Below are 13,714 nucleotides of genomic sequence, written 5' to 3' on the forward strand. Positions count from 1 at the left end.
CTCAAAAACCCGTGTCAATATATTTGACACGGGTTTTTTCATACCATCCTTTTCAATAACTTTGACAGATGAAAAAAATAGTATTCTTCGCAGGGAGTAATTACAGCAAATCCCTCAACCATAAATTGGTTAGTTATGCCTACTCAAAATTGGCGGGCCATACAACCGAATTAATAAAATTAACAGATTATCAGTTGCCGCTCTACAGCGAAGATTTAGAGCGCGAACGGGGCTATCCGGCAGATTTAAAAATTCTATACAACAAAATAAAGGAAACCGATGCTTTAGTAATTTCTGTAAATGAACACAACGGAATGGTTTCGGCCTTTTTTAAAAATTTTATAGATTGGCTCTCGCGATTGGATCGAAAATTTTTGAGCGAAAAGAAAATCTTGTTAATGAGTACTTCAAATGGAAAACGTGGAGGCGCTTCAGCTTTAGAATACACTAAAAACGTATTGCCGAGATTTGGAGGTACCGTTGTTGAAAGTTTTAGTATTCCTTCATTCTCTGAGAATTTTTCGGAAGATTCACAAGAAATTTCAAACGAAGTGTTGCTACTCGGTTTTAATGATGTGATTCAAAATTTTGCACATCAAATTCAACAATAATGCGAACGCTGAAGAATTTTTCTTTTTCGTTGACGGAAGCTAGTAAAGAACGCCTTTTATATTGGGCGCAGCAGTTTGATGAGGTTGTTTGGTTAGATAGTAACCACTATGTTCAAAAACATCAAACCCATCAAGCTATTTTGGCCGTAGATGCTTTTACCGCACTTAAAACAGATTTTCACAACGCTTTCGATAATTTAAAAGAATACCAGAACACAACCGCAGATTGGATTTTTGGATATCTTACTTACGATTTAAAAAACGATGTGGAAAAGCTATATTCTAATAATTTTGATGGGCTTGGCTTTCCCGACTTGTATTTTTTTCAACCAAAAAAGCTATTTCTTTTTTCTGAGAACAGTGTTGAGGTTCACTATTTAAATATGGTTGCCGATGAGATTGAAGAAGACTGGGCATCCATTCTTAAAACTGTAGCAGTACCCGATGAAAATGAAGATTTAGAACCGGTTAAAATTACAATGCGCACATCAAAAGATAGCTATATCCAGAAAGTAGAAAAAACGCTTGCACATATTAAACGCGGCGATATTTATGAAGCAAATATTTGTCAAGAGTTTTTTGACAGTAACGCTAAAATACACCCGCTAAAAACCTTTCTTCAACTTAATAAAATTTCAAAACCGCCTTTTTCGGTTTTTCTAAAACTGAATAATTTTTATGCACTTTCAGCCTCTCCCGAACGCTATCTTAAAAAAAGAGGAAACAGCGTAATTTCACAACCAATTAAAGGCACTGCAAAACGGTTAAAAAACAAAGCTGATGATTTACAAATGGCGCAACAATTAGCCAAAGACCCAAAAGAACGCAGCGAAAATATAATGATTACAGATTTGGTGCGTAACGATCTGTCGCGCATTGCCGAAAAGGGAAGTGTTACCGTAGATGAACTTTGCGCAATTTATACTTTTGAACAAGTGCATCAAATGATTTCAACAGTACGTTGTAGCGTTCCAACTGATTTTTCGAGCGTTGAGATTTTAAGAAATACCTACCCGATGGGCAGTATGACGGGCGCACCAAAAATTTCTGCAATGCAAATTATTGAAGAAATTGAAGACGCCAAACGCGGCTTATACAGTGGTGCAATTGGCTATTTTTCTCCAGTGGGAGATTTTGATTTTAATGTAGTAATTAGAAGCATACTCTACAATGCAACTAAAAAATACATCAGTTTTTCGGTGGGTAGTGCAATTACCGGTAATTCGATACCCGAAAAGGAATATGAAGAGTGCTTGCTTAAAGCAAAAGCAATGCGGGAAGTATTAAAATGTTCAGAATAACTGTTTTCTACTTAAATTAAACTATATTAGTAATTAAGCTAATAAATACGCTTTATTAGTCTTTAAACTTATAAATATACTTTATTAGTAAAAAAGCTAATAAATTCATATATTTGAATAAATTTAGTTCAAAATGAATTATTCAGTAATATCTGGAGATATAGTTTCATCTACCAGTTTAAGCAACGCCGACAACCAGTTTGTTGCAGAAAATTTAAAACGATTGCTAAGCGAATTAACGCGTGAATTTAATATTTACGGTCGCCTTATTAAAGGAGATTATTTAGAATGTGTAGTTCCAAATGCGGCAGACGGCCTACAAGTAGCGCTCGCCATTAAAAGTTTTGTAAAGGCAATACCCATTGATGCTAAAAATTATAAGGAGCACGACAACCGCGTAAAACAATTTAAAATCCATGGAATTAGGTTAGCCATAGGATATGGCGAACTAAGCCGATTTAATCCCGAAGAAGGGATAATTGATGGCGAAGCAATTTATTTATCGGGTCGTGAAATTAGTGGCGAAACTACCTATAATAAGGAGCGGATAGTTATAAAAAACACATTGTTTTTTGCTTCGAAAAACGAAGATTTAAATAAAAACTTTCAACCTTTACTTGCCCTGTTAGATGTTTTATTCAGTAAAGCTACTGCCAGACAATGCGAGGTTTTATATTTAAAATTGATGAAAAACCAAGAAGACGAAATAGCCAAACAATTAGGTATTGGACAATCTGCCGTCAATCAACATTCCACTAGTGTTGGCTGGAACGCTATTGATGAAGCAGTAAACTATTTTAAGATGGTAATTTCAAAATAGAAACTATGGTGTTAGAAAAATTATTACTGCTTCAATTTATTGCACATCTGTGTTTAGACTACTTTTTTCAAACAGACAAACTTGCGCAACAAAAAAATACTATAGGATTTAAAAGTTCTTTTCTTTACTGGCACGCACTGGCTTGTTTTGCATTAGCTTGGCTTTTTTCGTTACAAGTAGATTTTGCTTTTGCTGCTGCAATCATCGCATTTACACACTTTTTATTAGACGGTTTTAAGCGTTATCTAAACAATAGCAGCTATTTTGGCCGTTATGCATATTTTATAGATCAAGCCATTCATTTGATTATAATTGCGTTGGTTGTAGTTTTATTCCATAAATGGCGCGGTATAAATCCAGCGGTAGAAATATCAATTAATTTTAAATATTTATTGATAATTACCGGATATCTTGTGTGTTTAAAACCCGCAAATATTTTTATTAAAGAAGTCTTTAAAGCCACAGATGTGCAGGTGAGTAGCGATAACGAAATGCCCAATGCAGGCAAGGTAATCGGGGTTTTGGAACGAATTTTAACCCTGACATTTATCATCGTTTCGCAGTACTCGGCGGTTGGATTTTTAATTGCTGCCAAATCTATTTTGCGCTACGGCAACAACGAAACGCTAAAGACCGAATACGTACTCATTGGAACGATGCTCAGCTTCGGAATTGCCGTTATTGCCGGTATTGTTATTAATCTCTTTTAAACCTTTAAAACTTTGTTTGTTCGCTTCGAAAAAAGTATAAAAAATAAGTTTCCATTTTTAATAGGAAAAAAATTGCTCATTGCCTGCAGCGGTGGGTTAGATAGTGTTGTTTTAACCCATTTAACAAAAAAAGTAAATCTAGAAATTGCTCTGGCGCATTGCAATTTTTCGCTCCGTGGTAAGGAAAGCGATAGCGATGAAATGTTTGTAATTGGGTTGGCAAATAAATTGGAAATTCCAGTTTTTGCAGAAACTTTTGATACTATTAAATTTGCTGAAGAACATCAAGTATCTACACAAATGGCGGCCCGCAACCTTCGGTACACTTGGTTTGCAGAAATTTTAAATAACTTTAAATACGACTATTTATTGACTGCCCATCACTTAGATGACGATTTGGAAACATTTTTCATCAATCTTTCTCGAGGCACAGGTATTAACGGATTAACCGGAATTCCAAGAATAAATAATAAAATTATACGCCCGCTACTGGATTTTTCGAGGGAGGAAATTCTAAATTATGCAAAGAAGAACAGTCTACAGTGGCGCGAAGACAGTAGCAATAAAAAAACAGATTATCTACGGAATAGACTTCGTTTAGAGGTCTTGCCACAATTCAAAAAAACGAGTGGTTCGTTATTGAAAAATTTTCAGAAAACACAACAAAACCTGCAAACTTCGCGTAATTTAATTGAAGATTATATGGCGCTAATCTATAATTTGGTAGTTACCGAAACAAATAATTCGTATAAAATAAACATTCAGAAATTAAAGGATTTGCCACATACCGAAGCACTACTTTATGAGCTATTAAACAGCTTTGGCTTTACTGAATGGGACGATGTTTCAGATCTGCTCGATGCACAAACAGGGAAGCAAGTTTTTTCAAAAACCCATAGGCTGCTTAAAAATAGAGAAGAATTGGTATTGACTGAAATTCCAGCTAATGTTCCCTCTACAGAATTTTTGGTTTCGAAATCGGGTATTGATTCGCCAATTAAATTAAAAATTGAATCTTCAAAATACATTGGTGAAACTGAAAAAAATTTAATTTACGTGGCTGCCGATACACTAAAATTTCCCTTAAAAATTAGAAAGTGGAGGAGTGGAGATAACTTTCAACCCTTTGGAATGAAAGGTAAAAAAAAGCTGAGTAAATTTTTTAAAGATGAAAAAGTCGCTATTACAGATAAGGAAAATATATGGTTACTCGTAAGCGGAGGGCGTATTGTTTGGATAATTGGGTATAGAATGGACGACCGTTTTAAGATAACCGAAGACACCAAAGATATTTTGAAAATTTCGCTAATTAACTAATTATAAAACAAGAATCCCAACCAAAACGGCTGGGATTCTTTAACAAACCTAACTTAGTAAACTTTAAGTGCACCAAGAATATTTTCTATCCCCACAAAAAATATTGCTTCGTGCATTATCCACTAATTCTATGGTTCAAATATAAGTTAGCCTTGCGTTTTATACTATACGTACTAACACGTATTTTTGGTGATTAATATCATTTATAATTTCAAACAATAATAGTAACTTTCACTTTATGAAAAAACCAACTAAAATTGCAGTTTTAACCAGTGGTGGCGATGCACCTGGAATGAATGCCGCAATCCGAGCTGTGGTTAGGTCCTGTGCGTATCACAAATTAAGCTGTATTGGTGTTTATCGGGGTTTTCAAGGTTTAATAGAAGGCGATTTTAAAGAACTTGGGCCACGTACGGTTAAGAACATTATAAACCGTGGAGGTACTTTTTTAAAATCTGCACGTTCTAAGGATTTTAGAACTGAAGAAGGTAGAAAAAAAGCGTATAGCAACTTAAAAAATGAGCGCATTGAAGCTTTGGTAGTAATTGGTGGCGACGGTACCTTTGCGGGAGCTTCGGCCTTTATGCGCGAATTCAATTTTCCTGTTGTTGGCATTCCAGGCACTATTGATAACGACATTAATGGAACAGATTTTACCATTGGTTACGATACGGCTTTAAATACCGTGGTAGAAGCTATTGATAAAATAAGAGATACTGCAAATTCGCACAACCGACTATTTCTAGTAGAAGTAATGGGGCGCGATGCTGGCGATATAGCTTTAAATGCAGGTATAGGAGCAGGAGCGGAAGAAATTTTAATCCCGGAACAAAATATGGGGCGTGGGCGATTGTTGGAATCGTTAAGCCGAAGTAAGAAATCTGGCAAAACTTCGAGTATAGTTGTTGTTTCTGAAGGGGATGAAGCCGGAAAAAATATTTTTGGACTCGCAAAATACATAGAAGAAAATTTAACCGAATACGAGGTAAGAGTTACGGTGCTAGGCCACATCCAACGTGGTGGTTCACCCAGCTGTTACGATCGGGTACTGGCGAGCAGGTTGGGCGTTGGAGCAGTTGATGCCCTCTTACGGGGAGAAACGAATGTTATGATTGGTATTGTTCACAATAGCGTAGTTTCGGTACCTTTTTCGGAAGCCATAAAAGGAAGTAATGCCATTGATGAAGAATTAATTCGCGTTGCCGACATTATTTCAATCTAACTAAGTGCTATAAATTAAAAGCACTTATAAATTCAATAATAAAAATTTTAAAACATATATGATAAAAATAGCAATTAATGGCTTTGGCCGAGTAGGGCGCTTAGTCTTTAGAGTAGCAGCCACAAGGGAGGATATAGAAATAGTAGCCATAAACGATTTACTGGATGTAGAACATCTGGCTTATTTATTAAAATACGACTCCGTACACGGAAAATTCCCTGGAACAGTAGCGGTAAAGAATAAAGAACTATGGGTTAACGGAAATAAAATTCGCGTAACTTCACAAGAACGCCCCGAAAACCTAAAATGGGACGAAGTTAATGCTACAATTGTAATAGATTGCACCGGTATTTTTAAGGAAGTAGATTCTGCTGCGGCACATTTAAAAGCAGGAGCAAAAAAGGTAATAATTTCTGCACCTTCAAAAACAGCTCCTATGTTCGTTATGGGCGTTAATCACAAAAATGTAAAACCAACTGATACAATAATTTCAAATGCTTCTTGTACTACAAATTGTCTTGCGCCATTAACCAAAATAATAAATGATGAATACGGTATAGTTGAAGGCTTAATGACTACTGTACACGCCGTAACAGCCTCTCAGGCTACCGTAGATCAGCCTTCAAAGAAAAATTACAGGATCGGAAGAAATGCACTCAGCAATATAATTCCTACAAGTACGGGTGCCGCAATTGCCGTAACCAAAGTTATTCCGGAGCTAGAAGGTAAACTAACGGGTATGGCATTCCGGGTGCCAACTACAAATGTATCTGTAGTAGATTTAACTGTCCGTACCAAACAACCAACAACCTACGATGCAATAAAGACCCTTTTTAAGAATGCAGCTGACAATGAATATAACGGAATTGTAAATTATACTGAAGATCCCGTAGTATCGCAAGATTTTATTTCGGACCCCTATATTTGTACTTTCGATGCAAATGCAGGTATAGCGCTTAATGATAATTTCTTTAAGTTAGTGGCCTGGTACGACAACGAATATGGCTACTCCGCAAAACTTGTAGATTTGGCAGCACATATTGCAACTATATAGATTATGATTTTAATAACCGACGGTGGCTCTACCAAATGCGATTGGGTCTTACTAGATAAGTCTGGCAACGTGCTCTTAAAAACAGCAACTTTAGGATTAAATCCTACGGTGGTTCCCAAAGACGAATTACTGCTTCGCATTGCTTCAAATACAGATCTAAAAAATGTTTTTGAGCAAATTGAAATCCTGAATTTTTATGGCGCGGGATGCGGAACCATTTCTCCGCGAACTATTTTACTAGAAGTATTACAAACACTTTTTCCGAAAGCAAAAGTAAGCGTTGCCGAAGATTTGGCAGCTGCGGTTTACGCTGCCACTACTAAACCTGGAATTGTATGTATTTTAGGTACAGGCAGCAATAGTTGTTACTTTGATGGTACCGAAATTCACGCGCCAATTGCATCATTGGGCTATATTTTAATGGATGAAGCTAGCGGAAATTATTTCGGAAAGCGATTAATCCGCGATTACTTTTACCGCCGCATGCCAGATGAAATTGCTTTGGAATTTGAAAAATGCTTCAATTTAAATGCAGATGAAATTAAAATGAATTTGTACAAAAAACTAAATCCAAATGCATATTTGGCTTCTTTTGCGCAATTTATTTTTGCACAGCCCGAGCACCTACTTAATTTTGACACATCCAAAACCGGTGCAAAGAAAATAAACCCATATTTTTACGAGTTAATTAAAGAAGGCATTACACAATTTATTGAATGTAGGGTGCTGTGTTTCGAAAATGCGCGCGAGGTGCCCATTCATTTTATAGGCTCAATAGCTCATTTTTCAAAAGATATAATTAAGGATTGTTTTAATGAATACAATCTTGAACTCGGAAACATTGTGCAGCGTCCCATAGATGGACTCATTGAATATTATAAGGATAGCATTTTAAAATCACAGATCTAAACCCGCAAATTAAAGATGTCATTACCCGCCGTAAATCCTACTAAAACTGAAGCTTGGAAAGCGCTTGAAAATCACTACCAAAATATAAAGGAACATCAAATGCAGCAGGTGTTTTCTGAAGATGGCAAAAGGGCCAATCGCTTTAAAATTGAATGGCAAGATTTTTATTTCGATTTTTCCAAAAATAGAATAACCGATGAAACCATATCACTCTTGTTAAAATTGGCCGAAGAGGTAAAGTTGAAAGAAGCCATAGACTTACAGTTTTCGGGAGCAAAAATTAACAAAACCGAAGATCGAGCAGTATTGCACACCGCCTTGCGCAATTTTGATAGTTTGAAACCCGAGGTAAAGGATACGCTGCAAAAAATGCAATACTTTTCAGAAAAAATTATTGGTGGCGCGCATAAAGGTTTTTCAGGAAAATCTATTACCGATGTTGTTAATGTAGGTATTGGCGGCAGTCATTTGGGGCCGGAAATGGTTACCGAAGCTCTCAAGTGTTATAAAAACCATTTAAACGTTCATTTTATCGCAAACATAGATGGCGATGAAGTTGCTGAAAAACTAAACAGGTTAAACCCTGAAACTACACTTTTTATAATTGTTTCAAAAAGTTTTACAACACAGGAAACGTTGGTGAACGCTTCGGTAATTAGGAATTGGTTTTTAGAAAATACATCTAAAGACGATATTCAAAAACATTTTGTCGCTGTTTCGGCAAATGTTGATAAAGCAATGGATTTTGGTATTTCGGCAGACAATGTTTTTCCCATGCCGGATTGGGTTGGTGGTAGGTTTTCGCTTTGGAGTGCAGTGGGACTATCTATTTCCTGTGCCGTTGGTTTTAAAAATTTTGAAGCCATGCTTTTTGGTGCTTTTGAGGCCGATAAACATTTTAAAAGCCAACCCTTTAAAAAAAATATACCTGTAATAATGGCGCTGCTCTCGGTATGGTACAATAATTTTTTTGGAGCCGAAAGCGAAGCAGTGGTTCCGTATTCGCATTATTTACATAAACTTGTTCCGTATTTACAACAGGCCGTGATGGAGAGTAACGGTAAAAGTGTTGATAGAAATGGCGAAAATGTAAATTATCAAACCGGCACTATTGTTTGGGGCAGTGTGGGTACCAATGCGCAGCACGCTTTTTTTCAATTGCTACATCAAGGTACAAAATTAATTCCAACAGATTTTATTGGTTTTAGTGAACCCTTGCACGGCAATCTTGAAAATAACAATATTTTAATGGCGAATTTGTTTGCGCAAACTGAAGCGTTGTGGGAAGGCACCCAGTTAAAGACCGTTGAAAGCACTTTTAAACATTTTGAAGGAAATAAACCTTCCAATACAATTTTAATAAAGAAATTAACGCCCAAGAATTTCGGAAGTTTAATTGCTTTATACGAGCATAAACTTTTTGTACAAGGAATTATTTGGAATATTTTTAGTTACGATCAATGGGGAGTGGAGTTAGGAAAAACAGTTGCAAAAACTACATTAAAAGCTATTGAAAATCAACAATTATCGCTGTTGGAAAACGCTTCTACAAAAAATCTTGTTTCAAAAATAGTTGAGAAATAGCACGGTATTTTAGACTGCTTTTCATTTGCAATTTCCTTTTGTCCATTTTTTAATTCCTGCACGTTCCGCTTCACAACTATTGCTGTAGTTTTTATTATTGCAGCCGCAAACTGGATCGTATAAATCTGGGCAGGCTATTTTGTATGTTTTGGTAATTTCTTCGTAACAATCCTTATCTAAGTCTTTTAATGGAATGGAATCCGGAGCTTTTGGTTGCTCATAACCTTCTGGCGGTTCTGGGGTTTGTGGAGTTTCTACGGTTACGGTATTTTGTTTTCCGTCGTTGCATCCCGAAAAGCTAAATAGAAATACACTCACGGTACACAGTACGAAACAGATGAATATTTTTTGCTTAGTTTTCATATTATCGTATTTATAAAAGAACTATCAAGTTACAAAAATTAGCTTTTGCCAGGTAGTAACTTGATAGTTTTTAGATGATTATTAAATTGAAACAATAATTAATCTATGTCGTTTTTATTTTTCGGATTTGAAATTCGCGATCCTTTTAAAGACGTTTTCTTAATCATTCTCTGTGCTTGTGGCGATTCCTCAGCCGCGGCAATTGCCTCTGGCGGATTGTTTAGAGCAGAAACAATCCCAATGTAATCGAAGGTAATGCTGGGGCTTTCTTTTACCTTTGGCAACATTATATCTACCTGAAAGAAATATGCCGGTTGAATGTAATTTTTTCCGCCATCGTAATATGCCAAATACATATCCTTTATTTTAAATTTAGCTTCTTTTCCGTAGTCCTTCATAAGTTGGCGTTGCATTTCCATTTCGGCTTGTTTTGCATTTTTTAATGACGACTTGCCAACAGCTTTACTTGAAGTTTTTTCCACTTCTTTCCATCTAGATTTTACACCTACAATTTCACCTTTATTGCCTACGTGTACGATAATTTTTGAACCCGCGCCATATACAGGCACTCCATTTAACATTCTACCATAGGTAATTGTACGCAGCACAACCATTACTTCTTCAGAACCAGCAGCAGAGGCGCGTAAACCACCAGAATGCATCATTTTCAGTTCTTTTAAATTGGCAGGTGCAAGTCCGGTTTCTTTAAGAAAAGAAAGCGAAATATCTTTTGCTTTTTCTGGATCCGGTAACCGGATACTGGCTTTTTCGTAATAGCCATCCATTCCTTTACTGAAAGACAAAGTACCGCTTTTTAGATCTTGCTCGTAAAACGCAGAAGGGTCTTTTTCGCTAAAGGTTAAAACTTCCTTTATAGAAGATGGTACCATTCCTTTGGCGGCTATACTTTTTGCAGCAACTTGCTGAAATTTTTTCATCTTCTCTGGCTTAACTGCCGATGTAGAATATACATACATATCGCCCTCTTGATAGGTAATTAGGTTTTTATATGCAGTAGGCGCAACAGTAAGGTTTTTAATAGGGGTTGTTTTTTTATTTACAAATGAAGACATTGTAAATATTGAAATCACGATGGTTCCAATTGTAAATAACGATGTTTTATATGATTTTTTCATTGTGTAGTTTTTTTAATTTATTATTAATATTGCCAGTAAGTGTACATTCCTCCGGTTCCTGGCGCGGGATCGCTAGCATAGGAACCCAGTCTGTCATTGGTGCAACCTCTGCCTACAATTACACTTGCCAATCCCGGATACGGATAATTGCTCCCGTATTGTGGGTCGTAATATGAAGGATTAAAAATCCAGAAGCGTTCTTCGTCAACAGCATCAAACCATGATTGCCAAACAGCCCCATTATTTTTAAGCTTACCGGCGTAGTTGTTAGGTATTCCATTGTCGGAATGGCTTAGTGTATGGAAACCAACCAATTGGTGCATGCCACCAAACATTGCATTATAATCGCTCCACCAATTAGATTTTTCGGGTCGCGAAGATACCGTGTAACACGATTCAATTATCATAAATTCTAAATCGTCTCCCGAGTTTCCGTATTGGGGTACTGTTTTTAGGTTTACTCCCAAGCCCAAACTTTGATTGGTTTGGATGTAATGATAATTACCGTGGCCAGCTACATAGGCTAAATCCATAGCATCTACATAATTTTGGTGCGAAGTGGTAAATTCATATGGTTCGGCCCAATAATACTGTTCGTATTGCCAACTGTGGGAACCAATGTTTTTCGGGCTTTGGAAATTTTTTATAAAATTCCATACATTTCTAACAAACCGGCTTTCAGCCTGATCTACGTAACCGCCAATTTTGCGGCTTCCTGAAAAGGAAATTGTGCTAAATATCAAAACGAAACTAACAGCTAGAATCAATTTTGAATTTTTTGAAATTTGGTTGAACATAATGTGTTTGTATTTAAGTTGTTAATATTAATTTGAAACTTTTCACGTTTCAATCTCGGCAAATATAAAAAAGAATCTTTCGGACAATAGAAGTTAAAACACTGTTTATCAATAGGTTAAATCCTATTTTTTAAATAGGTAATTCCCTGAAAGAAAGTCAGGAAAATTCCTATTTCTTCGTTGTAAATAATGGGTAAATGCGGTTTTAAAATAGTAATTCGCAAAAAATTAGTACCTTACTTTCAATAATCTCCCCTTCAAGTCAAAAATTAAATTACTATGCTTACAAAAGTATACGGAAGCGCAGTCTTTGGCGTTGAAGCCACAACAATTACGGTTGAAGTAAATGTAGATATTGGCGTAGGCTATCATTTGGTTGGTTTGCCGGACAATGCCATTCGCGAAAGCAATTTTCGGATTGCAGCAGCATTACAAAACAACGGCTACAAAATTCCCGGAAAAAAACTTATATTAAATATGTCGCCCGCAGATCTTCGGAAGGAGGGCTCGGCCTACGACTTAACTTTGGCAATGGGCGTATTAGTGGCAACGGGACAAATTGCCGAGCTAAATCCACTTTCGGAATATATTATTATGGGCGAATTGTCTTTAGATGGAAACTTACAACCCATCCGGGGTGCATTGCCAATATCCTTAAAAGCAAAAGAAGAAGGGTTTAGAGGCTTTATTCTTCCGAAGCAAAATGCAAAAGAAGCTGCTATCGTAGAAGGAATTGACGTTTTTGGTATTGATAATATTAAAGAAGTAATTGATTTTTTTAATAAAAACATTCCGTTGACCAAAATTGAAGTGGATATGGAAGCCGAATTCTACAATCATTTGGAACATCCCGAATTCGATTTTGCAGATGTAAAAGGACAAGAGTCTATAAAGCGTTGTATGGAAATTGCTGCTGCAGGTGGGCATAATATAATTTTAATCGGACCGCCTGGTTCAGGTAAAACGATGCTTGCTAAAAGACTGCCGAGTATTTTACCACCGATGACGTTGCAGGAAAGTTTGGAAACAACAAAAATTCACAGCGTTGCTGGACGTACAACGGAAAAAGGAGGCATTATGACTTCGCGACCCTTCCGCAGTCCACATCATACCATAAGCGACGTGGCCTTGGTTGGAGGAGGGCAATATCCACAACCTGGAGAAATTAGTTTGGCACATAATGGCGTGTTATTTTTAGATGAATTACCCGAATTTAAACGTGGGGTTTTGGAGGTAATGCGGCAGCCATTAGAAGATCGCGATGTAACCATTTCGCGGGCTAAGTTTACAGTAACCTATCCTTCCAGTTTTATGTTAGTGGCTAGTATGAATCCAAGTCCGGGAGGATATTTTAACGATCCCGATGCGCCTGTAATGTCATCGCCAGCAGAAATGCAGCGGTATTTAAGTAAAATTTCGGGCCCACTTTTAGATAGAATTGATATACATATTGAAGTAACACCAGTGCCTTTTGAAAAACTGAGTGATGCACGTCGCGGTGAAGCCAGTATAGTTATTCGGGAGCGGGTTTCCAACGCCCGAAAAATTCAGTCAGAACGTTTTATGGATTCTGAAAATGTTCACTACAATGCCCAAATGGGCGTAAAGCAAATTCGAAAATTTTGCAAGCTCGATGAGGCTTCACTTCAACTTTTAAAGACTGCGATGGAACGATTGAATCTTTCAGCCCGTGCCTATGATAGAATTTTAAAAGTGGCTCGCACCATTGCAGATTTGGAAGCTTCCGAAGAAATTAACGGCAATCATATTTCTGAAGCTATTCAATACAGAAGTTTGGATCGGGATGGATGGTTTGGGTAAATTACTTATTACATCTTTTTAAAGTAGGTTTTAACTTATTTTTAAGATTGAAGCCAACTTCCCGCACTA

General features: G+C 36.7%; 13 protein-coding genes. 10 read left to right on the forward strand and 3 right to left on the reverse strand.

Annotated elements, in window-relative coordinates:
* Nucleotides 1–68 precede the first annotated feature (68 nt).
* The 9 genes from QCQ61_RS11305 to pgi all read left to right on the forward strand — a co-directional run bounded on the left by QCQ61_RS11305 (nucleotide 69) and on the right by pgi (nucleotide 9,528).
* Entirely contained in the window at nucleotides 69–611 is a 543-nt protein-coding gene (locus tag QCQ61_RS11305; RefSeq protein ID WP_279447753.1) for an NADPH-dependent FMN reductase, read from the forward strand.
* Complete coding sequence (locus QCQ61_RS11310; RefSeq protein WP_279447754.1) at nucleotides 611–1,912, forward strand: anthranilate synthase component I family protein; 1,302 nt, start codon at nucleotides 611–613, stop codon at nucleotides 1,910–1,912. Before QCQ61_RS11305 ends, QCQ61_RS11310 begins: the two co-directional genes overlap by 1 nt.
* A 133-nt stretch (nucleotides 1,913–2,045) precedes the next feature.
* Complete coding sequence (locus tag QCQ61_RS11315) at nucleotides 2,046–2,732, forward strand: fumarate hydratase (RefSeq protein ID WP_279447755.1); 687 nt, start codon at nucleotides 2,046–2,048, stop codon at nucleotides 2,730–2,732.
* 5 nt (nucleotides 2,733–2,737) lie between these two features.
* Complete coding sequence (locus QCQ61_RS11320) at nucleotides 2,738–3,442, forward strand: DUF3307 domain-containing protein (protein WP_279447756.1); 705 nt, start codon at nucleotides 2,738–2,740, stop codon at nucleotides 3,440–3,442.
* A gap of 12 nt (nucleotides 3,443–3,454) precedes the next feature.
* Nucleotides 3,455–4,759, forward strand: a complete 1,305-nt coding sequence (gene tilS / locus QCQ61_RS11325) for a tRNA lysidine(34) synthetase TilS (protein ID WP_279447757.1) — start codon at nucleotides 3,455–3,457, stop codon at nucleotides 4,757–4,759.
* Between the two features lie 238 nt (nucleotides 4,760–4,997).
* Nucleotides 4,998–5,981: a 6-phosphofructokinase gene (gene pfkA, locus QCQ61_RS11330; RefSeq protein ID WP_279447758.1), complete on the forward strand. Its 984-nt coding sequence runs from the start codon at nucleotides 4,998–5,000 to the stop codon at nucleotides 5,979–5,981.
* 58 nt (nucleotides 5,982–6,039) lie between these two features.
* Nucleotides 6,040–7,035, forward strand: coding sequence for a type I glyceraldehyde-3-phosphate dehydrogenase (gene gap, locus QCQ61_RS11335; protein ID WP_279447759.1), 996 nt, complete (start codon nucleotides 6,040–6,042; stop codon nucleotides 7,033–7,035).
* Between the two features lie 3 nt (nucleotides 7,036–7,038).
* Nucleotides 7,039–7,944 (forward strand): N-acetylglucosamine kinase, encoded by a 906-nt coding sequence (locus tag QCQ61_RS11340; RefSeq protein ID WP_279447760.1) that lies wholly within the window; start codon nucleotides 7,039–7,041, stop codon nucleotides 7,942–7,944.
* 15 nt (nucleotides 7,945–7,959) lie between these two features.
* On the forward strand, nucleotides 7,960–9,528 hold the full coding sequence (pgi, locus tag QCQ61_RS11345) for a glucose-6-phosphate isomerase (RefSeq protein WP_279447761.1): 1,569 nt from the start codon (nucleotides 7,960–7,962) through the stop codon (nucleotides 9,526–9,528).
* 21 nt (nucleotides 9,529–9,549) lie between these two features.
* Here the strand turns inward: pgi and QCQ61_RS11350 are convergent, their stop codons facing one another.
* The 3 genes from QCQ61_RS11350 to QCQ61_RS11360 form a co-directional block, all read right to left on the reverse strand.
* The gene (locus QCQ61_RS11350) at nucleotides 9,550–9,891 is read right to left on the reverse strand and encodes a Kazal-type serine protease inhibitor family protein (RefSeq protein ID WP_279447762.1); all 342 of its coding nucleotides are present in this window, start codon (nucleotides 9,889–9,891) and stop codon (nucleotides 9,550–9,552) included.
* Nucleotides 9,892–9,989: 98 nt separating this feature from the next.
* Nucleotides 9,990–11,027 carry a hypothetical protein gene (locus QCQ61_RS11355; protein WP_279447763.1) on the reverse strand — a complete coding sequence of 346 codons (1,038 nt, stop codon included), beginning with the start codon at nucleotides 11,025–11,027 and terminating at the stop codon, nucleotides 9,990–9,992.
* Nucleotides 11,028–11,050: 23 nt separating this feature from the next.
* Nucleotides 11,051–11,794, reverse strand: a complete 744-nt coding sequence (locus QCQ61_RS11360) for a DUF6345 domain-containing protein (protein ID WP_279447764.1) — start codon at nucleotides 11,792–11,794, stop codon at nucleotides 11,051–11,053.
* Nucleotides 11,795–12,103: 309 nt separating this feature from the next.
* Between QCQ61_RS11360 and QCQ61_RS11365 the strand changes: the two genes are divergently transcribed.
* Nucleotides 12,104–13,645, forward strand: coding sequence for a YifB family Mg chelatase-like AAA ATPase (locus QCQ61_RS11365; RefSeq protein ID WP_279447765.1), 1,542 nt, complete (start codon nucleotides 12,104–12,106; stop codon nucleotides 13,643–13,645).
* The last annotated feature ends 69 nt before the right edge of the window (nucleotides 13,646–13,714 follow it).

Source organism: Aequorivita marisscotiae, assembly GCF_029814825.1.
Taxonomy (GTDB): domain Bacteria; phylum Bacteroidota; class Bacteroidia; order Flavobacteriales; family Flavobacteriaceae; genus Aequorivita; species Aequorivita marisscotiae.